This window comes from Amycolatopsis sp. cmx-4-54, from assembly GCF_046548895.1.
Classification (GTDB): domain Bacteria; phylum Actinomycetota; class Actinomycetes; order Mycobacteriales; family Pseudonocardiaceae; genus Amycolatopsis.
Genome location: NZ_JAEBEJ010000010.1, coordinates 95,000 through 119,162, shown reverse-complemented (window position 1 = coordinate 119,162; position 24,163 = coordinate 95,000). Strand labels below are relative to the sequence as shown.

Annotated in this window: 25 protein-coding genes and 3 pseudogenes; 14 read left to right on the top strand and 14 right to left on the bottom strand. The window is 66.1% G+C overall.

Going from position 1 to position 24,163, the window contains the following annotated elements:
- Window positions 1–154: 154 nt before the first annotated feature.
- A complete protein-coding gene (locus ACLJQ7_RS29715) occupies window positions 155–1,045 on the top strand; it encodes a MerR family transcriptional regulator (RefSeq protein ID WP_410651466.1) in 891 nt (296 codons plus the stop codon).
- A gap of 33 nt (window positions 1,046–1,078) precedes the next feature.
- Here ACLJQ7_RS29715 and ACLJQ7_RS29710 read toward each other — a convergent pair.
- Window positions 1,079–1,570: pseudogene (locus tag ACLJQ7_RS29710) on the bottom strand (phytoene/squalene synthase family protein); the annotation flags it as partial.
- Between the two features lie 61 nt (window positions 1,571–1,631).
- Between ACLJQ7_RS29710 and ACLJQ7_RS29705 the strand changes: the two are divergent.
- Window positions 1,632–2,189 (top strand): VC0807 family protein, encoded by a 558-nt coding sequence (locus tag ACLJQ7_RS29705; protein ID WP_410651465.1) that lies wholly within the window; start codon window positions 1,632–1,634, stop codon window positions 2,187–2,189.
- 87 nt (window positions 2,190–2,276) lie between these two features.
- On the opposite strand, the gene ACLJQ7_RS29700 is transcribed toward ACLJQ7_RS29705, so the two are convergent.
- Window positions 2,277–2,762 (bottom strand): STAS domain-containing protein, encoded by a 486-nt coding sequence (locus tag ACLJQ7_RS29700; protein WP_410651464.1) that lies wholly within the window; start codon window positions 2,760–2,762, stop codon window positions 2,277–2,279.
- Window positions 2,763–3,383: 621 nt separating this feature from the next.
- On the opposite strand from ACLJQ7_RS29700, the pseudogene ACLJQ7_RS29695 reads away from it, so the two are divergent.
- A pseudogene (locus tag ACLJQ7_RS29695) lies at window positions 3,384–3,455 on the top strand (HVA1 family protein); the annotation flags it as partial.
- Between the two features lie 227 nt (window positions 3,456–3,682).
- On the opposite strand, the gene ACLJQ7_RS29690 reads toward ACLJQ7_RS29695, so the two are convergent.
- From ACLJQ7_RS29690 to ACLJQ7_RS29680, 3 genes are read right to left on the bottom strand one after another with little or no spacing between them, the layout of a single operon-like run.
- Window positions 3,683–3,961 carry a DUF3040 domain-containing protein gene (locus ACLJQ7_RS29690; RefSeq protein WP_410651463.1) on the bottom strand — a complete coding sequence of 93 codons (279 nt, stop codon included), beginning with the start codon at window positions 3,959–3,961 and terminating at the stop codon, window positions 3,683–3,685.
- 21 nt (window positions 3,962–3,982) lie between these two features.
- The gene (locus tag ACLJQ7_RS29685) at window positions 3,983–4,408 is read right to left on the bottom strand and encodes a Rieske 2Fe-2S domain-containing protein (RefSeq protein WP_410651462.1); all 426 of its coding nucleotides are present in this window, start codon (window positions 4,406–4,408) and stop codon (window positions 3,983–3,985) included.
- 9 nt (window positions 4,409–4,417) lie between these two features.
- Window positions 4,418–5,476, bottom strand: coding sequence for an NAD(P)/FAD-dependent oxidoreductase (locus ACLJQ7_RS29680; RefSeq protein ID WP_410651461.1), 1,059 nt, complete (start codon window positions 5,474–5,476; stop codon window positions 4,418–4,420).
- 250 nt (window positions 5,477–5,726) lie between these two features.
- On the opposite strand from ACLJQ7_RS29680, the gene ACLJQ7_RS29675 reads away from it, so the two are divergent.
- The 3 genes from ACLJQ7_RS29675 to ACLJQ7_RS29665 all read left to right on the top strand — a co-directional run bounded on the left by ACLJQ7_RS29675 (window position 5,727) and on the right by ACLJQ7_RS29665 (window position 7,540).
- Window positions 5,727–6,098 carry a hypothetical protein gene (locus tag ACLJQ7_RS29675; RefSeq protein ID WP_410651460.1) on the top strand — a complete coding sequence of 124 codons (372 nt, stop codon included), beginning with the start codon at window positions 5,727–5,729 and terminating at the stop codon, window positions 6,096–6,098.
- Between the two features lie 85 nt (window positions 6,099–6,183).
- Window positions 6,184–6,516 (top strand): hypothetical protein, encoded by a 333-nt coding sequence (locus ACLJQ7_RS29670; RefSeq protein ID WP_410651459.1) that lies wholly within the window; start codon window positions 6,184–6,186, stop codon window positions 6,514–6,516.
- A gap of 7 nt (window positions 6,517–6,523) precedes the next feature.
- Window positions 6,524–7,540 carry a hypothetical protein gene (locus tag ACLJQ7_RS29665; RefSeq protein WP_410651458.1) on the top strand — a complete coding sequence of 339 codons (1,017 nt, stop codon included), beginning with the start codon at window positions 6,524–6,526 and terminating at the stop codon, window positions 7,538–7,540.
- Window positions 7,541–7,686: 146 nt separating this feature from the next.
- Here the strand turns inward: ACLJQ7_RS29665 and ACLJQ7_RS29660 are convergent, their stop codons facing one another.
- Together ACLJQ7_RS29660 and ACLJQ7_RS29655 are read right to left on the bottom strand one after the other, a co-directional pair.
- Window positions 7,687–8,091 carry an STAS domain-containing protein gene (locus ACLJQ7_RS29660; RefSeq protein ID WP_410651457.1) on the bottom strand — a complete coding sequence of 135 codons (405 nt, stop codon included), beginning with the start codon at window positions 8,089–8,091 and terminating at the stop codon, window positions 7,687–7,689.
- A 544-nt stretch (window positions 8,092–8,635) separates the two neighbouring features.
- Window positions 8,636–9,568 carry an alpha/beta hydrolase gene (locus ACLJQ7_RS29655; RefSeq protein ID WP_410651456.1) on the bottom strand — a complete coding sequence of 311 codons (933 nt, stop codon included), beginning with the start codon at window positions 9,566–9,568 and terminating at the stop codon, window positions 8,636–8,638.
- Between the two features lie 288 nt (window positions 9,569–9,856).
- Between ACLJQ7_RS29655 and ACLJQ7_RS29650 the strand changes: the two genes are divergently transcribed.
- Together ACLJQ7_RS29650 and ACLJQ7_RS29645 are read left to right on the top strand one after the other, a co-directional pair.
- Window positions 9,857–10,294, top strand: a complete 438-nt coding sequence (locus ACLJQ7_RS29650; RefSeq protein ID WP_410651455.1) for an SRPBCC family protein — start codon at window positions 9,857–9,859, stop codon at window positions 10,292–10,294.
- A 97-nt stretch (window positions 10,295–10,391) separates the two neighbouring features.
- The gene (locus tag ACLJQ7_RS29645; RefSeq protein ID WP_410651454.1) at window positions 10,392–11,093 is read left to right on the top strand and encodes an alpha/beta hydrolase; all 702 of its coding nucleotides are present in this window, start codon (window positions 10,392–10,394) and stop codon (window positions 11,091–11,093) included.
- 797 nt (window positions 11,094–11,890) lie between these two features.
- Here the strand turns inward: ACLJQ7_RS29645 and ACLJQ7_RS29640 are convergent.
- Entirely contained in the window at window positions 11,891–12,364 is a 474-nt protein-coding gene (locus ACLJQ7_RS29640) for an STAS domain-containing protein (protein WP_410651453.1), read from the bottom strand.
- Window positions 12,365–12,692: 328 nt separating this feature from the next.
- On the opposite strand from ACLJQ7_RS29640, the pseudogene ACLJQ7_RS29635 reads away from it, so the two are divergent.
- A pseudogene (locus ACLJQ7_RS29635) lies at window positions 12,693–12,937 on the top strand (transposase); the annotation flags it as partial.
- On the opposite strand, the gene ACLJQ7_RS29630 reads toward ACLJQ7_RS29635, so the two are convergent.
- Complete coding sequence (locus ACLJQ7_RS29630; RefSeq protein ID WP_410651701.1) at window positions 12,903–13,724, bottom strand: hypothetical protein; 822 nt, start codon at window positions 13,722–13,724, stop codon at window positions 12,903–12,905. The pseudogene ACLJQ7_RS29635 and the gene ACLJQ7_RS29630 sit on opposite strands and share 35 nt — an antisense overlap.
- Between ACLJQ7_RS29630 and ACLJQ7_RS29625 the strand changes: the two genes are divergently transcribed.
- Together ACLJQ7_RS29625 and ACLJQ7_RS29620 are read left to right on the top strand one after the other, a co-directional pair.
- Window positions 13,615–13,881, top strand: a complete 267-nt coding sequence (locus tag ACLJQ7_RS29625; protein WP_410651687.1) for a DUF2188 domain-containing protein — start codon at window positions 13,615–13,617, stop codon at window positions 13,879–13,881. The genes ACLJQ7_RS29630 and ACLJQ7_RS29625 overlap by 110 nt on opposite strands.
- A 723-nt stretch (window positions 13,882–14,604) precedes the next feature.
- Window positions 14,605–15,432 (top strand): manganese catalase family protein, encoded by an 828-nt coding sequence (locus tag ACLJQ7_RS29620; RefSeq protein WP_410651452.1) that lies wholly within the window; start codon window positions 14,605–14,607, stop codon window positions 15,430–15,432.
- Between the two features lie 82 nt (window positions 15,433–15,514).
- Here the strand turns inward: ACLJQ7_RS29620 and ACLJQ7_RS29615 are convergent, their stop codons facing one another.
- From ACLJQ7_RS29615 to ACLJQ7_RS29600, 4 genes are read right to left on the bottom strand one after another with little or no spacing between them, the layout of a single operon-like run.
- Complete coding sequence (locus ACLJQ7_RS29615; RefSeq protein ID WP_410651451.1) at window positions 15,515–16,684, bottom strand: zinc-dependent alcohol dehydrogenase; 1,170 nt, start codon at window positions 16,682–16,684, stop codon at window positions 15,515–15,517.
- Window positions 16,681–17,118, bottom strand: a complete 438-nt coding sequence (locus ACLJQ7_RS29610) for a hypothetical protein (RefSeq protein ID WP_410651450.1) — start codon at window positions 17,116–17,118, stop codon at window positions 16,681–16,683. Before ACLJQ7_RS29610 ends, ACLJQ7_RS29615 begins: the two co-directional genes overlap by 4 nt.
- Window positions 17,119–17,160: 42 nt before the next feature.
- A complete protein-coding gene (locus tag ACLJQ7_RS29605; RefSeq protein ID WP_410651449.1) occupies window positions 17,161–17,565 on the bottom strand; it encodes a hypothetical protein in 405 nt (134 codons plus the stop codon).
- Window positions 17,566–17,590: 25 nt separating this feature from the next.
- Complete coding sequence (locus ACLJQ7_RS29600; RefSeq protein WP_410651448.1) at window positions 17,591–18,145, bottom strand: hemerythrin domain-containing protein; 555 nt, start codon at window positions 18,143–18,145, stop codon at window positions 17,591–17,593.
- Between the two features lie 146 nt (window positions 18,146–18,291).
- Here ACLJQ7_RS29600 and ctaD point away from each other — a divergent pair, with 146 nt between their 5' ends.
- Window positions 18,292–20,064: a cytochrome c oxidase subunit I gene (ctaD, locus tag ACLJQ7_RS29595; RefSeq protein ID WP_410651447.1), complete on the top strand. Its 1,773-nt coding sequence runs from the start codon at window positions 18,292–18,294 to the stop codon at window positions 20,062–20,064.
- Window positions 20,065–20,996: 932 nt separating this feature from the next.
- On the opposite strand, the gene ACLJQ7_RS29590 is transcribed toward ctaD, so the two are convergent.
- Window positions 20,997–21,344, bottom strand: a complete 348-nt coding sequence (locus tag ACLJQ7_RS29590; protein WP_410651446.1) for a DUF3040 domain-containing protein — start codon at window positions 21,342–21,344, stop codon at window positions 20,997–20,999.
- A 267-nt stretch (window positions 21,345–21,611) separates the two neighbouring features.
- Here ACLJQ7_RS29590 and ACLJQ7_RS29585 point away from each other — a divergent pair, with 267 nt between their 5' ends.
- Both ACLJQ7_RS29585 and ACLJQ7_RS29580 read left to right on the top strand, forming a co-directional pair.
- Window positions 21,612–22,505: a GAF and ANTAR domain-containing protein gene (locus ACLJQ7_RS29585; RefSeq protein ID WP_410651445.1), complete on the top strand. Its 894-nt coding sequence runs from the start codon at window positions 21,612–21,614 to the stop codon at window positions 22,503–22,505.
- A gap of 49 nt (window positions 22,506–22,554) precedes the next feature.
- Window positions 22,555–24,111, top strand: a complete 1,557-nt coding sequence (locus ACLJQ7_RS29580; RefSeq protein ID WP_410651444.1) for a PP2C family protein-serine/threonine phosphatase — start codon at window positions 22,555–22,557, stop codon at window positions 24,109–24,111.
- Window positions 24,112–24,163 lie beyond the last annotated feature (52 nt).

The following is a 24,163-nucleotide window of genomic DNA, read 5'->3' as shown; positions in this document are numbered from 1 at the left end:
GCAGATCGGTTTAGCTGCGTGGGTGTTCAAGACTAGCCGGATGCCGTATCCGTAAGAGCGGACATGACCGGTAGTCAGGTGTCCATCGTGGCGGGAGTTCGCGAGAGGGCGGCACGCTGACGAGGGGCGCCCGGGTATGGGAACGTGGTGCTGAATGGAAGTCGACGAGATGAGCGGCCATGGCGGCTCCCGAGCCGCGGGTTCGTGGACGCCGGGCAAGGTGGCCGACATGCTGGGCATCTCGCCGGTGACGCTTCGGACCTGGGCCACTCGGTACGGCGTCGGCCCAACCTTGCGCGCTGACGGGCGGCATCGCCGCTACTCCGACGCGGACGTCCGCAGATTGCAGCACATGCAGCGGCTCATCGGCCGCGGTATCCGTGCCCGCGAGGCCGCCGCGGCCGCGTTCTCCGGCGCCGACGACGTGGCCCCCGAAGTCTCGGCCGACCGGCGGGTGGACGAACTGGAACAGGCCGCGGAGGATCTCGAGTTCGCGTCGATCGCGGCGCTGCTGGACGAGACCTTGGACGCGCTCGGCGCGGCGGCCATGTGGACCGACGTCCTCCTGCCGATCTTGCGCAACCTCGGCGGGCGCTGGCTTCGGGGTGATGTGTGCTTCGAATCGGAATGGGCGCTCACCAGCGAGGTCTCTCTGGCGCTCCAGCGCTATGTCGCCCGATTCGCCAAAGCGCCCTCGGAACGCGGAGTGCTCATTTCCTGTTGCCCCGACGAGCGGCACAGCCTGCCGGTCGAGGTACTGCGCGCGGTGATGGTCGAGGTCGGTATCCCCGCGGTCTACCTCGGCCAGATGGTGCCCGCGGAGACCATCCTCGGCATGGCCTCCAAGTTGGACCCGGTGCTGATCGTGCTGTGGTCGATGTCCGCGAACACCGTCGACGACCTGGTGTGCCAACGGCTGCAGCGTCGCGGCTTCGAGGTCGTCGTCGCAGGACCAGGCTGGGAAGGACTCAACGTTCATGGCGCTCCGTGGGTCAACGATCTGGCCGGCGCGCTGAACCTCGCCGCCGAGCACCTGGAAGCCTGAATCACGGCCGAGCGGCCGCCTCGGCACGGGACATCATCGTCGCCCGCTGTTGGCGGCGGGCGCGACGGCACGGTAGAGCGCGGGGATGGCGACGGCGAGCTTGTGGCGACGAGGCACTCGCGCGCGCTGGATGAAGACGTTGAGGTCGGCGTCCTCGATGCGATCGAGGATCCCGGAGTACAGACCCAATGCCGTGGCGACGCACGGTCGTGAGACCGGATGATGAAGCATGTCAATTCCCGGTTTCGCTGTCCGGTAGATCCGCCGCGTGATCGCGACTTGATCCGCCAGCGCTCGCCTCACCCGAGCGTCCAGCCTCCGATGCTCGGCACACCAGGCCAGCAGTTCGCGGTCCACGTCGAACGCGGCCAGCTCATCCGCGGGCAGGTACACGCGGCCTCGCTGGATGTCCTCGGCGACGTCGCGCAGGAAGTTGGTGAGCTGGAACGCTTTCCCCAACGCCGCCGCACGCGGCGCGGCCTCGGCTGCCGGGGCGACGATCCCCAGCACCGGCAATACCTGAAGTCTACTTTGGACTTCTGTCTTGTGGTGTCCCGCCGGTCTGGTCGCTGGTCGGTCGGCGTCTGTGTCCCTGATCGTCCTGGTGGTGACTTTCCTGCGTACTAGGGAGTTGACGTTCCTCGGTTCTCTCGTGCTGGTCCGCTTCGCGCTGGGGATCGCCGTCGCCGTGGTGACCGGCGATCCCCGGCTGGAATTGGTCAAGGATCTGGTGATCACCGGCGTGATCGGCGTGATGTTGGCGATTTCGCTAGGTTGGCGACGCCCGATCATCGCGCGGATCCGCCGCGACATCTCGGAGAACCCTGACGTGTTCGACCGCACCTGGTCCTACGGCAAGGCGTTTCGCATCATGCATCGGAGGCTGACGGCGCTCTGGGCCATAATTCTCGTGGTCGAAGCCGGAACTGGCATTCTTGCCGCGTACACCATTCCGCTGACCGCGGCGGTCGTACTCACCACGATCGTGAGTCCGGTCGCGACCCTCGGCTTGATCGGGGTTACGCAGTACTGGGGCTTGCGGGCGAACACGGCAACAGCCGCACCTATGTGGACGAAGGACTCTCGTTGTGCGGCCGCTGCGAACCAGATGTGTGACCTCCGGGAAACGTCGCCGCGGCTGTAGACGCGATTGACGTTGTCAGCGGGTGCCCGGCTCGCAGCGGCTTCCAGATCCTTGGTCCCGCGCCCGGCGATGCGGGTGCGGGCGCGTTTACGAGAACCGCTTCGAATCACGAGGAGGGCGCTGTGAGCAGATTTCGCGCACCGCGTCCGCCAGTCGAGGGTAAACCGGGACGTGCACGTCGAGAGCGAAGATCCGCAGAATTCTCAAGTCTGTCGGCGAGGAGGTGACCAGGGCGAAGCGCCTCCTCTCGCGTCGCGCACGAGCGGCCGCCGCCTCGAGTGCTCGCAGCCCCGCCACGCCGAGGAACGTCACCTTGGACAGATCTAGCACAGTGCAGTCAGGCAGATCCTCGGTCAGTTCTCGTTGCAGCAGCGGAGCCGCGATCGTATCCAGTTCACCGGACATGCTGAGGATCAGCAGATCGGCGGTGTGTTCATGCCTCAGCACGCGTGCCGGTCCGGCCGTGAAAGGCCTGGAATAACAGCCGAGGCGATCGGTGGATGAGGTGGTGAGGAAAGCCTGGGCGGTGTGCTGGGGGTCGACATGCGCGGCGTGTCGATGGGGAGAAGGCATGGCGGAGGTCTCCTCGGAAGAAGCGGGACGAATGCGTTCACAGAGGAAATCCCCGCGATATGCGCGAGGGGTTCGCGGAGCGCGTCGCCAGGCGCACCGCGATCGATCCGGACGGTGCGGGCGGACAATGTCGCCGTTCACGCGAAGCTGCGTTTTGAACCCCACGCACCTTCACCGTACGTCGACGAGATCCTTCCCGCAGCGCCGGAGACCAGGACATTCGGTCAACTGAATCGATTTTGGATCGGTTTGCGCTCTGCTGGAGCGGGGTATGAACCCCGATCAAGGGATACGAACCATGGCCCAGTCGGTCGAAATCCCCGAACACTTCCGTCGGGACGCGTCCAGCGCGCCGGCGGACGACGTAGATCGCGTAGCGGGAAGGTATTGTGGATGACGGAGAGAACGTCGCTGTACCGGACGTCCGCGGTCTCGCGTGCGAGCACGTCCAACGACTGAGCCGGTGGGACCGATCCGGAGATATCGCCTATCCGGGCCTCCGCTGAGCTGGGCGGCGACCTCAATGCGGCGGGCCGGAATCCCGACAAGCTGTACGCCGCGACCTTGGCGACGTGCCTGCACCAGGCGGTCGGTTTGGCTGACGCCGATCACGGTCGTACAGTGCACGCCTCCCGGGAGGAGCCGCAGTACCTGGTGCGCAGCGACAAGAGCGGTGGCGAAGCGGTGCACAATCCCGACGCGCTGGAGAAAGATATGAGCGACGGTGACGTCGTGAACATGACTTCCACCGAACTCGAAAGTGGCTTGGCACTCAGGAGTCCAAAGAGGTCGGTCACGAACTGGGGCCACGATCCGTGCGGCATTCGCTCCCGAGTGGTCTCGGACACCGTGGGCGGACCCGGCCGAGTAAGACCCGTTACGGAACCCTGTCCGCCGGCACCGCCAATAGACCGGTTCTCTCAAGTCCGTGGAAATGTCTCTCCTCTTGGACGCGTACGAGCCGCACGGTGTACCCAGAGCAAAGCGGCGGCGAGAATCATGCCAAAGAAGACTGCTGAGGCATCACCGGCGAAAACCCCGACGGCGACCATGGCGATGGCAGTGAGGTCGGCGAGGAGGAGAACGAACCGCCATCGCCGTGTCTGATTGGCCATGGTCAGTTTCGCGGCCAGCTTGGGGTCGTCGGCGGTGAGCCTGGCTTCAAGGTCGCGAAGTTCGTCGTGACCGGGGTGCGACATGGTCGTCCCTTCGTCGCTGTGTCAGGGTTGCCGTGGTGAAAGAGGACGGACCGCAGGGCCCTCAAGGACGGCGCCGTCGACGTCGAAACGGGAACCGTGGCAGGGGCAGTCCCAGCTGCGTTCGGCGCCATTGAATCGCAGTAGGCAACCGAGGTGGGTGCAGCGCAGGGAAACGGCGTGCAGGGTGCCGCTCCGGTCGCGGTAGACACCTTTCTTGCCCGTGGCGTCGGGAAGAATGCGGGCGCTGTCCACCGGGACGTCCTCGGTGTCTTGCGCGTCGGGTGGGGTCAGCCGGTCGCCGACGAGATCTTTGGCGACTTGCGCGTTCTGCAGTAGCAGGGTCGGCACGCCGCGCAGGCTGAGCCGGTGCGGTGAAAACACTTCGGCGTGCGGGTTGTCTCGGCCGGCAATGCGGTCGGCGAGGATCGCTCCGGCGATGGTGCCCATGGCGAGACCTCATTTGGCGAAGCCGGTGCCCACCCACAGACCGGACGTGCCAGGGAAATAGGAGCCGACCATGGGGAGTCCGTCGTAGGCCTTCGGGTCCTGTGCCGACCAGCGGTGGGTCACTTCGGCGACGTCGAAATGCTGGTGTGCGAAGTCGCTGAGAGCGGTGAAGCGGCTGAAGTCGACACCGGAATCTCCAGCGGAGTGGCTTTGCCCGCCGACGATGAGATGATCACCATGGCGGCTGAGGGACCACGCCGGACTTCCGGCGCTGATCGCCAGGTCTTCGGGCAACTCGCCCGAGCGTAGCCGGGCGGCGACACAGTAGGACCGCTCGGCGTCGAGGCGGGCGAAGAACAGGCCGCGATCCAATATCGGGTAATGAGTGGCCACCACTACCTGCTCCGCCTTCACCGAACCCTCGGTGGTGATCACGTCGAAGGGGGAAGTGGTCGACACGGACGTGACCCGGCTGCGCTCGAACATGCGCCCGCCGTCGGCGAGGAACAGCGCTGCGAGGCCGCGCACGTATTTCGCGGGGTGGAGCAGGACCTGACCGGGCAGGCGCACGGCGCCGAAGGTGCTGAAGGGAACGTCGAGTGTCTCTGTCCAGTGAACCGGGAGGCCGGCTGCTGCCGCGGCGTCGGCTTCCTGGCGTACCGTCTCGCGTTCGTTCTCGGTGTAGGCGAACGTCGCCGCGGGAGCTCGCTGGAGGTCACAGTCGATCGGTTCGGCGAGAGTGGACAGCAATTCGACACCGGCGGTCGCGGCGGCGGCGTAGGCGGTGGCTGTCTCCGCGCCGTGGGTGCGAGTGAGCGTCGTGTACTTCGTCGACTGCAGCGCGGTCACCTTCGCCGTGTTGTTACCGCTGACACCGCGACCGATGGTGTCGGCTTCGAGCAGGGTCACGTCGAAGCCGCGGCGCAGCAGTGACAGCGCGGTGGTGAGTCCGGTGATGCCGCCGCCGATGACGACGACGTCGGCGATATGCCTGCCGGACAGGGGAACGGAGTTGGTCGGATAGGCGTCGTCACGGAGCCAAAGAGACTGTTCGGTTGTCGTGGTCATCGAAGGCCATACCCTTGCTGTAGGGGAGAGGGCAGCACTGACGGCTACCCGGTTCGCCCAATTTGAAACGGTTACGCATCGATTAGGTCGCCTGTGACGCTGTCCGCGGGAGCGCTGGTGTTAGTCGGCGCCCAGCCGAGGCTGTCCCGTGTACGGGTGGTCAGGGACGCGGCGAAGGTAAAGTGGGGCGGCATGTCCGTAGCCGTCGGCCGACCGGGTTGGCCGGCCGGCTGATCGGTCCGGAGGTCCTGTGGCACTCGAACCCGCGTTCTCCGCTGAGGTGTTCCGCCGGTCCGCCGCGCGGACGGACATTTCGCCTCGGCTCGCCCGGGCCGCCGACGCCGTCCGCGAGGGCAAGTTCACCTGGGAGGACGTCGCCGCCGGCACCTGCGAACATCCGCTCGCGCTCGCGTTGTTCGCCCCGAAAGCGAAGGAGAAACTCTGGCCCGCCTTGGCCGTCGTCGAAGCCGAACTCGCCGACGAACAGGAGCACGAGCCTCCCCCGCCGCCACCACGTCCGCGCCGGCCACCCGTCGCTGACCAGGATTTCAGCGAAATCACCTATCTCGAAGACCTCGCCGAACCACCGGGCCATCCGTCTTGGCCGCGGCGGCTTTCCTAGGTCCGGCCGGCTGCGCGGAACACCCCTTCCCGTCCCCGGAATTCCGGTACGTTGACCCGGTCGACGTGTGACATGGAGGGGCGGAATGGCACAGAGTGGTGGTTTCAGTGTCGAGGTGAGGGCGCTTCGGCGCATCGCTTCCGGCAATGGCGACGGCAGCAGGAGCGCGAGCCTGCCCGACGCGTCGGGTGAGATCGGCAGCGCTTCGAAAGAGCTGCGGGATCTATACGTCCAGCCGCAGGGGGCATTCGGCGGCAATGCCGCGGGGGTGGAGCTCGGGAAGAAGCGCAATCACCTTCTCGCGACGTTGATCAGCGGCGGTTTGGCGGTGTCCGAATCACTCGACGAGGCCGCCAGGCGGCTCGACGTGATCGCCGACGCCTACGAGCGCATCGAGCGCGAAATCACCGGAAAGTAGGCGGATCATGTCCTCCGCACCCAGTCAGTACGAATTGACGTTGCTCTATCTGCGGCTGGCCAAGAAGATCCGGGATGAATGGCCGCACGACATCGACACGGTGCCCAACCACGAGTCCGGAATCCTGCTGGGTTTCAACAGGTGGAAGGAGTACGCCATCGAGGGCGACATCGCCTTGTTCGAGCCTTCCGTGGCTTCCGAATCGTTGCTCGGCGCTGTCTTCGCGCGGCGTGAGAGGTTCCGCCGGGCGCAGGAGATCATCCGGACGATCCGGGACATGGAGGTCAGGGACTGGTCCGGGGATGCCGCCACGCAATTCCACAGCTATCTGGGCATGGTGAATGCCTACCTCACCGATTTCATCGGCGAAGGCGTCAAAATCGGTGAACGCCACGGATACCTCCAGCAGGTGTCCTCCGTACTCGACACGATCTATGCCGTCCAGCTCGCGCAGAAGAACGACCTACGGGAGATCGCGCTCGCCCTCGACGCGGCGATCGACCGGATGGACGACGTGAGTGTCGACTACCGGCCCGCGGCGATCTTCGGCCTGAAACTGGCCCTGATCGCGGTCAAGCAGATCCCGAAGGCCGAACTGGTCATCGAAGTCGCGGAACTGATGAGGGAGACCTCGGGCCTGCCTGAGTTCAAGCTCGAACGGGCGGACACCCAGGAGATCACCGGCCACGAGATCATCGGTGTCCTGCAGTCCTTCGACCGGGCTTTCGAGAAGATCGCCACCGCCTATGACGACAGCATCGCCGCGCTGAACCGGCACCTCGGCGAACTGATCACCGAGGTCGAGCGGAACACCGAGCTGACCAAACTGACCGCGTTGCTGGCCAAGGATCTCCCGGCCTGGACCGGCCACGGCGGCAAGTCGCTTCGGGACCTGCTGTCGCTGGGCGAGAACATCCAGCTCCCGGCCATCAACGAACGCGCCGGCGAGGAAAAGGCACCGCCGATCCCCGAGAAGGAGGAGAACCGCCCGCCGGGACCGCCCGGGCCGCCGATCGGGACCTGAAGCATCAATCAGGGCTGACTCAAATCGTCGGAGACGTCCCTCGGCGTCAGCCGCACGCGTGCACCTCCGGACAGGGCATTGGTCCGCGTAGGCACTTCCTTGCCCATCGCCGTATCGCCCGATCGGATGTCAAACGGCGGTGCGCATCATGAAGGGCGAGAACCGGTGCCCTCGGCGGATGCACACTGATCGTCGCCGCGTGCGGCGTCAGCTGGGAATTCAAGCGGGATCACGGTGTCGAGGCCCAGCAGGATCAGTTTGCGCCGCACGGGCCCGGAGGTGATGACACACAGTCGCACGTAGCGGGTGGTGGTGTGGCGCAGCAGCGCCATCAGCGGCGGGACGGCTTCGAAGGACAGGTGCGTAACGGCGGACAGGTCCACGACCACGACGGCGCCGGGCGGGGCGGGCATCGCCGGGTGAAGTGCTTTGGCCATCGTCGCGATGTCGCTGAGCTCGCCAGCGGCTCGCACGGTGAGCACGGGTCGTCGGCCGTGCGCCCGGATCGTGGAGGTGAGGGAGTCGTCAAACCAGTTGGTGGCTGTGGACATCCGCGTGCTCCGTCCTGTCGTTCGACCTGAGCGGCTTCGTGGTGACGCTTCGTGGGCATGAGTCGACTGCTGACTTCCGTCGCCGGGTATTCGTTACTCGTCATCGCGCGGATTGCTTCGGTCCGGCGGCTGCCCGGCTGTTCTCACTTGAAATGGTTATGCGCCGATTCTTCGTTATGAGGTGACTTCCCGACTTTCGCAGTCGGACGCTCGGAGGCGACCGACCAGCAGTTGAAAGGGAACGAAGCTTGTTGATCTACAAGACATCGGTGGCTGCCGCCGGTGACCTGCCTTTGCCGGCAACAGCTGGTGCCGCCGTACTGGCCTGCGTTGGCGTCGACGACGGCATGCCGTTCGTGCGTTAAGCAACCGCGACCGCCGCCGAGCGCCCCGTGCTGCTCCTCCATGGTGGCGGCTCTGTGCCTGGCAGTCGGCCTGCCGGTTCGTGTCATCGCGCCCGGTGAGCGCGGCCCTGTAGGACTGAACTCGACCGCCTCCATGAGTCCCTCTTCTCGCAAACGGTCGCTGCCCGAGCGCGGTGCTGTCAGGCGCCGTGTTCGTCGAGGAAGAGACGCTGTTCGGCAGCGGCTTCCCGGTCCTCCGGGCTGTCGCCTCCGAACCCGCCATGCGGCATCGCCTCGAACACGTGCAGTTCGGCCTCCACGCCGGCGCCGCGCAACTTGCGATGCATCCGGACGGTGTTGGAGAGGAACAGATCGCGGGTCCCGCTACGGAGGAACGTGGGTGGGAAGCCGGACAGCTCACCCAGAAGCGGGGAGAGAGACGGATCCCGCAGGTCAGCCCCTGCCGCGTAGAGGGCGTTGGTCGCTCGCAGGCTGCGGAGAACGTTGTCCACGCCTGCCAGGGTCTGGAAGGTGTCGCCGGCCTCGGTGAGGTCGACCTGCGGGGTGTTGAGCACCAGGGCCGCGGGCATCGGCAGCCCGGCGTCTTTGGCGTGCATCAGGAGGGCCGCCGCGATGTTCCCTCCTGCGGAGTCGCCTCCGACGAACACCCGCGATGGATCGCGGTCCCGGACGACGCGCCGGTACACGGCGATCGCGTCGTCAAGCGCGGCAGGGTAGGGATGCAGTGGCGGTAGCCGGTAGTCCAGGCCCCACACGAGCATGCCCATGGACAATGCGGTTCTGGCTGTCGTCGCGCGGCACGCGTCCCCGCCGCCGACCAGGAGACCTCCGGGGTGCATCCAGAGGAACACCGGCTCGTCCGCCTTCTCCTCGACCCCGTGGGGCCTCGCGGCGTACACGGTGGCGCCGTCCACGTCGAGGTCCTCGACGGTGACCGGCAGTCCGGAGATCGGGAACCGCTGGGCCGTGGATCGATTCGCCCGCTCGGCCATCGCGAGCCACGCCTCGGTGTCCTCGGCGGCCGGATAGGACAGCTCGCCGCCGTCGACGGCGAGCCATGTCCGCGCCTGCTCGCTGACCGTGGACGGAGCGGGGAATCTGCGCTCGATCATGACATCGGCTCCTGTCGATGCCACCTTGTCGCCCGTGCCCGGCGGCACAACCGTCTGTCGCTGCATGAGACCTTCTCCTCTCGACCAACGCGACTCATTGGGCGGCGTCGGCGATCATGTTCGTTGCAGGCGCCAGGGTGGGATCGGGCTTCGGGCCATTTCACCCTGGGAAATCGGATGCCGTCAGCGACGTGCGTCTGTCAGAGCAAAACCGTCGGCCGATCACTAAATCGGCAGAGTGGCAAGCGGGCCGAGTTTCCCAGGCCTGCGTACAGGGTAGTCAAGGCTATGAGTGATTACCGCCACGCTGCCGAGATTGACATGCCGGCCAGTGATTTGTTCGCCTATTTGCGTGAGCCGCGCAATTTGCCGCGCTACTTCCCGCAGATGAGTCAGGTCGAGCCGCAGAGCGGTGACACCGTGCACGTCGAAGCGGATGTGCACGGGGAGCATGTGGAAGGTGATGCGTGGTTCAAGGTCGATGAGGAAAATCGCTCGTTGAGCTGGGGGGCCCAAGGGTCGCACGATTACCGGGGCACGCTGTCGATCGAGGACCTCGGTCCTAACGAATGCCGCTTGACCGTCACCTTGAGCAGCGTCCGGGAGGCTGCGGACGAGGAAGTTCGACGTGGCCTGGAGGAGACCGTTGCAGCTCTGGCGCACACCGCCGCCGCGGATTCCGATGTCGAAGCAGCCGAGGAGCAGGGTGGCTGGACCGGGCGCTGACCGTCCTTAAGCGGAAACTCCCACTCGTTCTCGTGTCAAGAGGCCCCGTCCGTCAAACGCCGACGGCTGATCCGATGACTGGAATGCCGCTCTCATCGTGGAGGTCGATGTGAATCCCAAGGCACGCCTGGTTCCCGTTCGCGTCCCGTCGTCCGCGGTGGCGGGAGTCGTTGTGCTGCATGGTGGAGGCAGTCGAGGCGGCGCCTCGATTCCGGTGAGCCCCACACAGCTTTCGGTGCTGCGCCTGATCCCCATCGCGTATCGGGTCGCCCGGCTCGGGCGCGGACGGTTGGCGGTGTGGCGGCTGCTCAACTCGGCGCGCGGATGGGGCGGGGCGCGCACGCCGCTCGACGACGTCCGCTGGGCACTGGAACAGGTTCGCGGTCAGTTGTCACCGGGGGCTCCGATCGGTCTGATCGGACACTCGCTCGGAGGACGGGCGGCGATCTTGAGTTCCCGCGAGGACAACGTGCGTAGTGTTGTCGCGCTGGCGCCGTGGATTCATCCGCGCGATGGCGACGTCGACGCGTCCGGCCGCCGGATGCTGCTCGTGCACGGCTCGGCTGACCGCGTCGCGAGCCCGCAACGAGCGTTGGCTGCGGCCGATCGCCTGTCCCGCACTGCTCGGGTCGGAACGATCCGGGTACAACACGGTGGGCACGCGATGTTGCGCCGCCACCGTGTCTTCGACGGATTGGCCGCCGACTTCACCGCCGCGGTACTACTCGAAGAATCACCCGTCCATTCTCGTGGCGCACTGGCTCAAGTCCTGGCCGGCTCGACTTCTGTCACCATCTGACACAACGACCGACGAGTCGAGCGAAGGCGTGAGGAAACGGCGAGCGCGGTGGTCCCTCGGATGACGTCGAGCATCCCGGCCGGGCCGAAGGTCCACAGGGGTTCTGGCCGATCTGGTTGGCCCAGGGGAAAGAAGAAGCCGGGCACACTTAAGGCGAGGAGGCCAGCGTGATGACCGGAACCACCGATCACGGAAGGAAACCCTGTCGGCGGCGACGCGGAGCCGGTCTTCGGAAAATCGCTTGACGGCGGCGTCAGCCAAGAGGTGGGTTGCCCGTCTTCTGGCCGGACATCAGGCTTTGGCGACGATAGGGCGGTGGTCTGATTCATTACTCGACATTCACATTTACGTGGGAACCAACGACCCAGTGGGTTTTTCCGCGACGGTCGGGCAACTCCGGGACGCGATGTCCCTGGTGGACGAATGAGCGGCGGTGTTCCCCTGGCCGAACCGGACGGCTACCGGGCCGCCAACGACGCGGTGCTGGCCGCCGCATCGGAATGCACGAACGAGCTCTGAGCGGCTGCGCTGTGCGCCTTCGCCTGCAGAGTAGGACTCGTCCCGCCGTCGTCCGCCGCTCAGACGATGTGTGCAAGGTTCCCGCGATCCTGCCGGCCCCGCGGGGTGCTGGCGGCGTTGTCTACCGGCGAGCGTTGAATGCTCAACGGTATCCACCATCTCGGTCCACCGCCTCGCGGGGTCGTTGAGTCCTAGGCTTCCATGCTGTCACGGGCAGGAATCCCGCTACGGAGATTGCCGTGCAGCGGCGGCCGCGTGACCGAAACGTCGTGATTCGGTCACGCCACGATGGAACGCGAAGTCGGCAACGGCCGCTGGGGACGTTCCTGGATGGCTTGGTCCAGTCGCGGATAGACCGGTACGGCGAGGTCGACCGCCAACAGCCGCAGCGGGCGCAGAACTGGAACGGTGTCGGCGACTATTCCCAGCCAGCGCCCTTCGGCGTCAGCCCTGCCCGCCGCCGCCATCAGCACCCGTAGCCCTGAGGTGCCCAGAAACGACACGTCGGCGAGATCCAGAATGATCATCGGTGGCAGGGCCCCGGCCAATACGTGCTGTGCGGCGGGAACACTGAGGTGGTCGAACTCGCCGACGATGGTGACGACAAGGAGACCGGCAGAATGACGATGCTCGGCGATCCGTAAGGAAGCGGCACACGGGCGGGGCGAGACCCGAGGGGCATCCTCGGCGCTCGGTGCCGGGTGCGGGAGTGTGTGCACAGTCCGTTCTGGACGTGCGGACGCGCTGGGCATGGGAACTCCTGGGGAAGGCTTGGACGCCGCTTGTCCGGAGAAAGAATCCACCCAGCACATGAACGGACGGAATGCGTCAACGTGTTGCCAGGCGGCACAGGATCTGAGGTGGCGTACGGGCTGCGCGATCGCTCACGCGGGCTGGGACTGAACCTCGCGCAACCGCCACCGTAACCCAAAGTGCATCGTATGCGCAACGATTTAGGCAGCTCGGTCAGCCGGCTGGCGGCACCGGCTTCTCAAGCTGTCGTCTTCGGTGCACTCGGACGGTCGACCACCTTACGGGAGTTGTCTCATCAGGACTGACCCAGTCGGGATAGGGGTGGCTGAGATTCGTCGCGTGTTGTGTTCCACGAACGCGATTGAGTCGTTGAATTCGCGGTACCGTCGTGGGTGCGGGCACGTGGTCATTTCCCGGCGGAGCAGGCTGCGTTAAAGTGTTTGTATCTGGTCACCCGGAGCCTGGACCCGACCGGCACCGGGCAAGCCCGGTGGACGAAGCGATGGAAACCCGCGCTGAACGCTTTCTCGATCACCTTCAGTGACCGCTGGCCGGGCGCTGAGACCTACTGACAACCACGGCCGGAAGGACCGTTCGCGCTACAGTCCCCCCGTCGGGGAGATAACGGTATGTGGTCGCCCGGTGCGTTGCGGTTCCAGGTGGTTCCGGCTCTGGTGGCGATCTTGGTGAGGTGACTGGGTGGTAGCCGAGGGCGTCGGCGACGACTGGGGCGGGCATGGTGAGCACGTGCTGCTGGATGGCTGCGGTGCGCCCGGTTGTGGTGAGGACGCTGAGCTTGGTCACCAGCGCGCCGAGCGATCTGGGGTGCCTCGGTTGACCGGCGCGTCGGCCGGGAGACAGCCAGTGAGAGTTCGGGTTGGTGGCGGTGTTCATGTTGTCCCGTTGGCCGATCCAGGCCAGGAGCAGTTTCACGACCGGCGCCGGGACCGGTGAGGGCGGTTCGTCGAGGCGGAGCAGGACTTGGTCGCCGTCGCGGGTGAGGTCGTCGACGGTGAGCCGGACGATTCGGCTGAGCGGTTGTGCGTAGAGCAGCACGATCACAGCGGCGACCCGGGACCGCAGTGGCAGGTCGTGTCCGGTGAGCAGGCGGCTCAGCAGCGCGATCCGCTCAGGTTCGGGCAGCGGGGCTTTGCGGGTGACCGTTTGAGCAGGCAGCCGCAGCGGTTTGGCGAGCTTGCTGGCGATGGCCCAGAGCAGGAACCCGCGAAGCCGGCCCCGTTCTTGCTCACTGCGTCCGGCGTGCCAGGCGTCGACGTCGGCCTGGCAGCAGGTTTCCAGGGGCGGTCGCGGTTGGAAAGCCAGCCACAGCCAGTGGAAGAACAAGGTCGAGGGCAGCACTCGCGCGGCCAGTACGCATTACACCAAGGCCGACGCCATCGACAAGGGCCGCGTCATGGCGCGGGAACGCAAGGTCGAACACTTCATCCGCAACCAGAACGGCCAGGTCGGCGAGCGCAACACTTACGGTCATGACCCTCGCAACGTCCCCGGATGAGCGCTCGACGACGAGCCTGAAGGACGCGCATCTGTTTAGCCCGGTCCGGGAGTGGATATTCTTGACGCGGGTGTTGTTCAGAGGAGAGCGGCGCTCTGGTCCCGCCGGTGCAGCCCTGCGTCCGGCGGGACGAATTTCCTCTCCCCGAAGGCTGAGCCTGTGTCGGCCTTCGCGTCTTGAGCACTCGTATTACGACAGCCTCGCCACAACGCCTCGATGCGGGCATGACCGGAACGATTTTCCCTTTCCGACCGGACCCGTTCCCCTGTCGTCGCCGCGACTGCGCACGTGAAATGGACACTGCACGGTGCCAACCTCCTCGGGGCTCGCCGTGTCCGGGGACATCGGCTCGGCCGACGGCTTGAACGTGCTCTCTGGGACACGTCGCCGTACTTACCGTGCTGGATTTGTCCAGGTTCCTTTCGCGGCAGAGCCGGAATCAGTGACCTCGAATCCGCAAGTCCCGTGCGAGGCTCGAACGGCGCGGCATCGGGGTCGTCGCTGGGAACCGGACGGTGCTGCGCACGCGTACCTGTCAGGTGCGATCCGCGAACCTCCCTCTGTCTGCCGACCGGGTGCCGCACTGGCCTCGTGCCCGTTCGTCAGCCCCTGTGGATACCGGCGAGTTCGGAGCGGCCGTGGATGGTTAGTCCTGGGTGCAGCGGGCAACCAAGGGGTTCCGCCGGTCGTGACCGGCCGGTGTCCCGACGGAGAGGTTCAGTGATGTTTCGGCACACGAAGTTGTTGCAGTTCGAGGCGAAGCCGGAGAAGCCGGACGCGGTGTACGCGCGGAAGCTTCAGGAGTTGATCGGGGGCGCGTTCGGTGAGATGTCGGTGACGATGCAGTACTTGTTCCAGGGGTGGAATTGCCGGATCGAGGGCAAGTACAAGGATCTGATCATGGATACGGCGACCGAGGAGATCGGGCACGTGGAGATGCTCGCGACCATGGTCGCCCGATTGCTGGATGGTGCTCCGGCCACGGTCACCGCGGAAGCGGTGAAAGACCCGGTGATGGCCGCGACGCTCGGCGGGATGGATGTCCAGCAGGCGATCGTCGGGGGCGGTGGGGCTCTGCCGGCGGATTCGAACGGTTACCCGTGGAACGGGCGGTACATCGTCGCGTCAGGGAACCTGCTCGCCGACTTCCGCGCCAACGTGGCCGCCGAAGCCCAAGGCCGGTTGCAGACCGCACGGTTGTACAACATGACCGACGATCCGGGTGTGAAGGCGATGCTGCAATTCAACCTGGCCCGAGACACCGTGCACCAGAAGCAGTGGCTCGCCGCGATCGAGGAACTGCAGGCCGACGGCATCGAAGGCGACATCGCCCCGTCGGCGTTGCTCGACGAGGAGAACCAGGACCACAACAACACCATCTGGCACCTCTCCGACGGCCCGGACGGAGCCAAGGGCGGCTGGAGTGCCGGTCCTGAGGGGATTGAGTACTTGAAGGATCCCGAGGCCCTTGGCGGACCCGGCACCGCGCCTCCGCCGGATCCCGCCCTTTACGGCACCTACGACACGGCGCAGGACAAACTCGCCAAGTAGCTCGTTGAGCGCATGAAGGCCACCTTGAGAAAGGCAAGCTCTCGAGGTGGCCTTCATGCGGGGTATCGGCCGCGGGCGGGCGTCAAGGCCGGAAAACGGCGCGTACGCAGCCGTCCTTTTTGTTTTTGAACAAGTCGTATCCATGGGGCGCGTCATCCAGCGGCAGCACGTGCGTGGCGAGGTGGCCGGTCGAGAGTTCGCCCTTCGCGAGGCGGTCTAGCAACATGGGGATGTAGCGCTGGCCGTGCTGCTGCGCGCCGCGAAGGGTGAGTCCCTTGTTCATGACGGCGCCGAGAGGGAATTTGTCGACGAAACCGGCGAACACCCCGAGGACGAAGACCGTGCCGCCCTTGCGGCAGTTGTGGATGGCTTCGCGGACGGCGATGGGCCGGTCGGTCTCCAGCTTCAGTTTGCTCTTGACCTGGTCATAGACGTGCTGCGGGCCGAAACTATGCGCTTCGCAGCCGACCGCTTCGATGCACACGTCCGGGCCGCGGCCACCGGTCGCTTCGCGCAACGCGGCGCCGACGTCGGTGTTCTCGTAGTCCAGGGTCTCCACCCCGAAGACCCGCTCGGCCTGCGCGAGCCGGTAGCCGAACCGGTCGATAACGAAGACCCGCTCCGCGCCGAGGAGTTGGGCCGCGCGGGCGGCCATCTGGCCGACCGCGCCGCAGCCCCATACGGCGACCACGTCGCCGGGCCGGACGCCGCCGAGATCGGCTCCCATCCAGCCCGTCGGTACCGAATCCGAGGCGAACAACGCGCTCAGATCGCTGACGCCTTCGGGGATGGGGATGGCGGTGTGGTCGGCGAACGGTACCCGGACGTATTCGGCGTGGCTGCCCTTGAACCCGCCCATCGCGTGGGAATAGCCGAAGATGCCGCCGGGGTCGGCGCCCCACAGGCCCTGGGTGATGCCCGGGTTGGTGTTGGTGTTGTCGCACAACGACCACAGGTCCCGGCGACAGTACCAGCATTCACCGCAGCCGATGAACGAGCACACCACCACCCGGTCGCCCGCCTTGTGCCGGGTCACTCCCGGCCCGGTCTCCACGACCTCGCCCATGAATTCGTGCCCGATCACGTCTCCGGCCTGCATGAAGGGGATGTGCCCGGTCAGCAGATGCAGATCGGAGCCGCAGGAGGTGCTGAGCCCGACCTTCAGGATGAGGTCCTTGTCGTTCTGGATACGCGGATCCGGGACGTTCTGAACCCGGACGTCATTGACGCCTTCCCAGCAGAGTGCCTTCACAGCCGGCCACCTTTCTGCGCGTTGCGCGTCACTAGTTGCAGGACCTTGCCCGCCGGGCCGGGATGAGTGGACGGGGGATCCGCCTCCAGCACGATTCCGGTTTCGAGAAGGGACTTCGCCTTGCGCAGGGCGGAACGCAGATCCGCGCGGGAAACCTTGTCCCCGGTCGGGCGGGCACGTAATTCGGTGCCCTTGTCCCCGGCGGCGGGCACGATGCGGATTTCGACCCCGTCGCCCAATCCGGCCAGCGGGGCCGGCAGTGAGGCGACCGGGCCCACGTCTTCGGGCGAGCGGTTGACCGTCACGGCGAGCCAATGCTCATCGTGGTCCGCTGCCCGGCCGCGCGACACCTGGCGCAGTCTGCGGATGACGCTGAAGGCGACCACCCCGACGCTTCCGACGACGGCCGCGGTGGCTGCTCGTGCTTTGCTCATTCGTCTGCTTTCCTGGAGCAGTGGTGTCGCCGGCGGACCCGATCAGTCCGGCGGCGGTGGGGTGCGGATCTCGTCGGGCACGGAACCGCCGGCGAAATCGGCCGAGATGCCCAGCCCTTCGGCGTAGTCGATGCTGTCCGGACGTGCATCGCCGGACCGCTCCTCCCGCTCACGGTCGGCGCTCTCCGCCAGCTCATCGGCGTCTGGCCGCTCCTCAGCCAACCGCTCACCGAGCGGAGCGGGATGGGCTTGCTCCCACGGGGTCATGCCGTACTTCGTCACCCCGGTCCAGTGCTCCGGCGGGTCCATGCCTTCTTCCAGCGGATCGACGCGCAGGCGGTCTTCGTCGAGATCCTCGGCGCTGCTCAGCGCCGCCGGATCGGTTTCGACCTGGTCGGGGGCGCCGGTGTCCTGTGGAGCGGCGTAGGACTGGTCGTTCTCGGACATGGTTCTCCTTTCGCGACGTGAGGGGTCAGCGGCCGAGGGCGTCGCGGATGGCGTCGCGGGCCCGGTCCATGATCGCGACAGGCGGGCCGAGCAGGAGGTTCGCCGTCGCGCTCTCGACCCCGGGATGGGGTCGGGTCGGCGCGATCGCCTCCGCCACGCGGACGGTCGCGGCCATCGCACGCAGCCTCTCCGGCCCGTGCGCCGCCCGGAGCAGCGGGAACTCCTCTTGCTCTTCGTGTTCGGCGTGCGCGAGAACGTCCTCGCGCAGCTGGACCAGCAACGTGTCGAAGCCCTCGGCCTCCGGGCCCATCTCGGTCAAGGTGACCAGCAGTCGCTTGGCGCGGTGTTCCTCGCCGATACGGGCGTCCACGACGTGTTCACCGCCCTGAAGGTCACGCACTTCGGGATGGACCACCTCTTCTTCGGCGGTCTCGTGCACCGCCAGCAATCGCACCAGATCGCGGAACAAGTCCCGGCGCCGTTCGCCCTCGGCGATCTCCAATTCGGTGAACAACAGCCGGATTTCGTCGTGCTGGCGGTGCAGCAGGGCGATGACGTCTTCGTTGTGATTGTCGGCCACGGATTCTTCCCTCTTGTCCGGCGACGGTATTCGGTTACCACTGGGTTCCCGCATCGCCGTGCTTCACACCTCACCGCGGAAGGTGTGGGAACCAAGAAGCCGGGTACACGCCTGCGTCACCCCCGGGGAGAAGAACAGGTAGCGCGATGACCCAGACGCCGGCACGGCCACTACCGATCCAGCACGCACCCCGTCGGACAACCAGGCGGGGAAACGCCCTGCTGAAGTTGATGAGGACGACCGATCCGAAGACGATCGGCGTGATGTACATGGTCACGTCGTTCGGGTTCTTCCTGATCGGCGGCCTGACCGCGTTGCTGATGCGCGGAGAACTCGCGCGTCCTGGTCTGCAGTTCCTCTCGCCGGAGCAGTACAACCAGCTGTTCACCATGCACGGCACGATCATGCTGTTGCTCTACGCAACGCCGAATGTGTTCGCGTTCGCGAACTTCCTGGTGCCGTTGCAGATCGGCTCGCCGGACGTGGCGTTCCCCCGGTTGAACGCCTTCTCCTACTGGCTGTACCTGTTCGGCGCGATGATCGTCCTCGGCGGTTACCTGACGCCCGGTGGGCCGCCGGACTTCGGCTGGACCGCCTACACGCCGTTGTCCACCGCGGTGCACTCAGCGGGGGTCGGCGGTGATCTGTGGATCGCGGGGCTGATCGTGACGGGCCTGGGCACGATCCTCGGGGCGGTAAACATGATCACCACGATCGTGTGCCTGCGCTGCCCGGGGATGCTGATGTGGCGGATGCCGATCTTCACCTGGAACATTTTCTTCACCAGCATCCTCATCCTGATGGCGTTCCCGATCCTCACCGCGGCCCTGTTCGGGCTGATGGCCGACCGGCACCTCGGGGCGCACGTGTTCAATCCGACCAACGGCGGCGCCATCCTGTGGCAGCACCTGTTCTGGTTCTTCGGCCACCCCGAGGTGTACATCATCGCCTTGCCCTATTTCGGCATCGTCAGCGAGATCATCCCGGTGTTCAGCCGAAAACCGCTGTTCGGCTACAAGCTCATGGTCTGGGCCACCGTCGGCATCACCGCCTTGTCAGCCGCGGTGTGGGCGCACCACATGTTCGCCACCGGCGCGGTGCTGTTGCCGTTCTTCTCCATCATGACCTTCCTCATCGCGGTGCCGACCGGGATCAAGTTCTTCAATTGGATCGGCACGATGTGGAAGGGGCAGCTCACCTTCGAGTCACCGATGCTGTGGTCGATCGGTTTCCTGGTGACGTTCCTGCTCGGCGGGCTGACCGGCATCATCCTCGCGTCGCCGCCGCTGGACTTCCACGTACACGACAGCTATTTCGTGGTCGCGCACTTCCACTACGTGCTGTTCGGCACCATCGTGTTCGCCACCTTCGCCGGAATCTACTTCTGGTTCCCCAAGATCACCGGACGGATGCTGAACGAACCACTCGCGAAATGGCATTTCTGGACCACGTTCATCGGCTTCCACGCGACGTTCCTCGTCCAGCACTGGCTCGGCAACGCCGGCATGCCCCGCCGCTACGCCGACTACCTGCACAGCGACCAGTTCACCGGGATGCACATGGCCTCGACGATCGGCTCGTTCCTGCTCGGCCTCTCAGTGCTGCCGTTCATCTGGAACGTGTTCAGAAGCTACCGCTACGGTGAACCGGTGGACGTCGACGATCCGTGGGGTTTCGGCAACTCACTGGAATGGGCCACCACCAGCCCGCCACCCCGGCACAACTTCTACGAACTGCCCCGCATCCGCTCCGAACGCCCCGCCTTCGAACTGCACTACCCCCACATGATCGAACGCATGCGCGACGAAGCCCACCGCGGTCCCGGCCACCCCGACGGCATGGCCGATCCGGCAGAACTCGCCGCCGCGGCCACCCAGCCCGACGACCAAGGACCCAGCACCGACGCCCGCGGCCGCTGACCGGATGCAGGCGAGTCCACCCCTCGCGTAGCCACGGGATCACCAGCACGTCGAAAGTCCCGGCTCCCGAACCACGACAGCAGTACAGTCCGATACCGGAATCAGTCGATGAACCAAACCTGCGAAATCGCTGTCGCCGTGCACCGCGTCATATCCGCCCGTCCCCGTCACAAGCTGAACGAACGGACGTGCGCAATCCTTATTTCCAGGCCGCCAGGAGTGATCGGTCGGGCGTGCTGCGGATGCCGCTTTCCGCCGTATCCGTACCTGCCGCCGACGAGCCGCCGGAACCGGGGAGGAATCGAAAGGGGTGACTCTAGTTTCTGGCGTGACGCTGCGGGAGGGCCAGTGTGAACGTCCCCCAGGGCTGGAACCCGGGGACGCGTCGAGCCGTCCCCGCCCGACCGCGAAAGCGGTGCGGGCGGTGCTGACCGAGACCCGAAGATCCGTGCTGGGCCTTGTGCACCGGTCGAATGTTCGGCAGCAGGACGGAGGGGCCCGGGACAAGATCAGCCACGCGACGACCGTCTCGGCAACAGCGGCAACTCGGATTCACGGGCGTCTGTGCCGACGCGCCCAAAGCCAAGGACCTCGACCAAGAAAGCCCGGTCCCAAGCCGCACATCCGGGTTGAAGCGTCTCCCAGATATCCAGGCGTGCCCAACCCGGTACCAGCACCACCATCTGACCTTCGGCGCGGTCGAACCCGGGTTCGAAGCTGCGTATTCGCCGTCCCCGCACGGTGTCCCACCGTTCGCGGTGAGCCGCGCACGAGTCGTAAGGCATCGGCGAATCCATCTTCTCGAAGCAGGGACCTCCGCGGGCGAACCGTTCCTGTCGCACTCCCTGGCCGCCGTGCCGGGCGAGGAGCTGCTTGATCAGAACACTGTCCCTATCGTCGTCACTTCGACGACCGAGAAGCGTACTACCGGGCTAGAGCCTGTCTTGTCTACTGACGACGCCGCGTCGGTTTGCGCGCTCGAGGTGCATGCACAAGGCGATCCCGGCCACGAGAAACCCCGGAAGTATCACTGTCAGCTGGACGATCAGTCCGATCACGACGAGAACTAGGGCCAGCAGGTCAGCGCCAAGGCTGGCGATCAACCAGCCATCCCGTAGCGGAAGGGCCACTTCACCGAAAGTTTCACGGACCCATGCGGCGTCAGCGTTGCGCATTGTGCGTTCGATGGCCCGTAAAGCACGTTTCTCGGCGCGCGTGATCATTTTGCTCCAAAGAGCACTCGATGCGATCGGCTCGGCGAGGCCGAGTACCCGTCCCATCCAGGTCTATCCACGCTCTACGAAAAGTTCCGGGTGCGGTCGCGCCCCTGCCAGAAGCAACCGAGAGTGCCACCCATGAGCGACGGCCGGACTCGTGGTCATCGGAAGAACGGCCGAGCCACGGAGGAGGACGATTCGCAGGAGCAGTGTCCTCTGTAGATGGGCGCCGATCCGTTCCACCGGCCGGAGCTCTCGACAACGATCGAGCTGAAGGTTGCCAGGCGATGAACCGGCGCCGCGGCCTCGGCCCAAAGAAGTGGATGGGCGGTGGAGCGCGAGTCGGCGAGGCTCCCTATGGTGTTCTCGGGCGGTCGTCGGGTTGAACGTCAGCAGATCGGGTATGCCAAAGTTGACCCGGTCATCGGACCAAGTGCCAAGGGAGGTGTGCCGGAGATGTCCTCTGATTTCCCGCGCACGGGTGAGCCGTCGGGTGACGGGCCGGTGATCGACGAGTTGACCGCGGATCATCTGGCGACTGTCTTCGCGCGCATGTCCGGTTTGCTGCTGTCGTCCGAGAAGGTGGACACGGCTCTGAAGCTGATCACCGCGCTGGCGGTCGAGATGGTGCCGGGGACGACCGGAGCGGGAATCAGCGTGCTGGATCGACGGGGTCAGCGGGAGACCGCGGCAGCGACGGACGAGGTGGTCGAGCGGGCGGACGCGTTGCAGTACCAGCTCGGCCGCGGCCCGTGCCTGACCGCGTGGGCGGATCGCAAGATCGTGAGAGTCGACGACCTCGCGCAGGACGAGCGGTGGCCGTCCTGGTCGCGTCCGGCGGCCGCGCTGGGACTGCGGTCGGCGTTGAGCGCGCCGATGGTGGCCGGCTCCGAGCCGCTGGGCGCGCTGAAGGTCTATGCCACTCAGCCACATGCCTATGCGGAGCGAGAGGAACACCTCCTCACCATGTTCGCTTCTCAGGCGGCCATGCTCATCAGCAATCTGCGGACCGCGCGGGACGCCGAGCGGATCAGCGCCCAAGCGGCGAAGATTTTGCACGGTCGCGAGGTGGTCAAGTTGGCCAAGGGCATCGTCATGGCTCGTGACGGCGTCGACGAACGTGCAGCGTTTCTCACGCTGGCTCAGATGGCTGAGCAACAGCGCACCACGCTCCGCGAGACCGCCGAGCGGCTGGCCCAATCCACGGTGCGGCGGCTGCGATGAGCAGCCAACCCTGTTCGACAACGCGGGCTGAGTTGCACGGTGAACTGCGGTGAAAAAGAATCATTCCGGTGACCGTGCAGCCGAGCAACAGCGCAGCGCGGCTTTGGCGTTCAAGCATGCCGACTTATCACTCGAGGACCTATGGCTGCGGTACTTCGGAGCCGGCGGTGAGGCCGGGCTTATCGACATTGACGGCTATGTGCACGGGCTGTCCGACCTGCCACCGCTCGAACGCGACACGCTGGCCCTCGCGTTGAACGAACGCCTGGACGAGCTGACCTGGGCGCACCGGGCCAGCTTCAGCCGTCGGATCCGGGACAGCCTCCCGAGAAGCGCTCCGTTCGAGGCCTTGGTGCGACTGCTAGAAGGCACTGAACTCGCTCCGCCCGACCGGCTCGCCGCCGTGGCGGAAACCGCCGCCACCGCGCTCGGCGTGCGGGTCGGCATCTACCTCGTCGATTACGACCAACTGCGCCTCCATCCCCTGGACGCCCCGAAGGACGGAGCCTCCGCGGAGCACTTTCGCCGCGCCTCACCTGAAGGGCAGGGCGAGACTTCGGATCGCCCGGCGCCGCTCGGTACACCGTCATCGGGGCGGGAAACGCTCGATATCGATGCCACGCTCGCCGGTCGTGCGTTCCGGCAGATCCAGATTCTGCCGTCGGAGGCACGTGGGCGACCTTGCCTGTGGGTGCCGCTGTTGGACGGGGCGGAACGTCTCGGCGTCCTCGAGGTCGAGGTGGACGAGGTCGAGGACCTCTATGACCCCGGACTGCGCGTGCAATGCCGGTGGCTGTCCATGCTGCTCGGGCACATGGTCACCCTGCTGTCGCAGTACGGGGACGAACTGGACCGGGTCCGGCTGCGGACCCGCCGGACGGTCAACGCGGAACTGGTGTGGTCGTTGTTGCCGCCATTGACCGCCGGAGTAGACAGTTTCGTCGTGACTGGTGTGGTCGAACCTCGAGACAGTGTCAGCGGTGACGCCTTCGACTACGCTCTGTCCGAGACCACGGCGAGCCTGATCGTGCTGGACGCGGTCGGGCACGACCTGCGCAGCGGCCTCATCGCCGCCGCCGCACTATCCGCCTACCGCAGTGCACGCCACGCAGGCCATGGCCTTTTCGAACAAGCCCGGACGATCGACGAAACCATCAGCAGCCACTTCGGCGACGCCGCGTTCGCCACCGCCGTGCTCGTCGAACTCGACCTCGCCACGGGACGCCTGCGCTACATCAGCGCCGGACATCCCCATCCCTTGGTCATGCGCGCCGGGAAGATCGTGAAGCCTTTGACTGCGGGCCGCTGCCGTCCGCTCGGCCTCGGCTTGGGCGACCTCGAAGTCGGCGAGGAGATCCTGGAACCGGACGACTGGCTGATCCTCTATACCGACGGCATCACCGAAGCCCGCGACCACACCGGCGAATTTTTCGGCGAACCGCGCCTCCGGGACTTCCTGCGCAGGGAGGCCGCCGCGGGCAATCCACCACCCGAAACCGCCCGCCGGCTCACGAAAGCCGTCCTCCGTCACCAGAACGGCGCGCTGCAGGACGACGCCACCGTCCTGCTAGCTCGCTGGACGCGTCCCTCCGCCGTCACCCCTTGAACAGCCGAGCGCCTTCCCGAAGGCGCCGGTAAAGGGGCGTCTTCGAGCGACA

Coding starts and splice junctions, on each gene's coding strand:
- ACLJQ7_RS29715 (WP_410651466.1), top strand. CDS start 155: ATGGAAGTCGACGAGATGAGCGGCCATGGCGGCTCCCGAGCCGCGGGT.
- ACLJQ7_RS29700 (WP_410651464.1), bottom strand. CDS start 2,762: ATGCCTTCTCCCCATCGACACGCCGCGCATGTCGACCCCCAGCACACC.
- ACLJQ7_RS29690 (WP_410651463.1), bottom strand. CDS start 3,961: ATGTCGCACCCCGGTCACGACGAACTTCGCGACCTTGAAGCCAGGCTC.
- ACLJQ7_RS29685 (WP_410651462.1), bottom strand. CDS start 4,408: ATGGGCACCATCGCCGGAGCGATCCTCGCCGACCGCATTGCCGGCCGA.
- ACLJQ7_RS29680 (WP_410651461.1), bottom strand. CDS start 5,476: ATGACCACGACAACCGAACAGTCTCTTTGGCTCCGTGACGACGCCTAT.
- ACLJQ7_RS29670 (WP_410651459.1), top strand. CDS start 6,184: ATGGCACAGAGTGGTGGTTTCAGTGTCGAGGTGAGGGCGCTTCGGCGC.
- ACLJQ7_RS29665 (WP_410651458.1), top strand. CDS start 6,524: ATGTCCTCCGCACCCAGTCAGTACGAATTGACGTTGCTCTATCTGCGG.
- ACLJQ7_RS29660 (WP_410651457.1), bottom strand. CDS start 8,091: ATGTCCACAGCCACCAACTGGTTTGACGACTCCCTCACCTCCACGATC.
- ACLJQ7_RS29655 (WP_410651456.1), bottom strand. CDS start 9,568: ATGATCGAGCGCAGATTCCCCGCTCCGTCCACGGTCAGCGAGCAGGCG.
- ACLJQ7_RS29650 (WP_410651455.1), top strand. CDS start 9,857: ATGAGTGATTACCGCCACGCTGCCGAGATTGACATGCCGGCCAGTGAT.
- ACLJQ7_RS29640 (WP_410651453.1), bottom strand. CDS start 12,364: ATGCCCAGCGCGTCCGCACGTCCAGAACGGACTGTGCACACACTCCCG.
- ACLJQ7_RS29620 (WP_410651452.1), top strand. CDS start 14,605: ATGTTTCGGCACACGAAGTTGTTGCAGTTCGAGGCGAAGCCGGAGAAG.
- ACLJQ7_RS29610 (WP_410651450.1), bottom strand. CDS start 17,118: ATGAGCAAAGCACGAGCAGCCACCGCGGCCGTCGTCGGAAGCGTCGGG.
- ACLJQ7_RS29605 (WP_410651449.1), bottom strand. CDS start 17,565: ATGTCCGAGAACGACCAGTCCTACGCCGCTCCACAGGACACCGGCGCC.
- ctaD (WP_410651447.1), top strand. CDS start 18,292: ATGACCCAGACGCCGGCACGGCCACTACCGATCCAGCACGCACCCCGT.
- ACLJQ7_RS29590 (WP_410651446.1), bottom strand. CDS start 21,344: ATGGGACGGGTACTCGGCCTCGCCGAGCCGATCGCATCGAGTGCTCTT.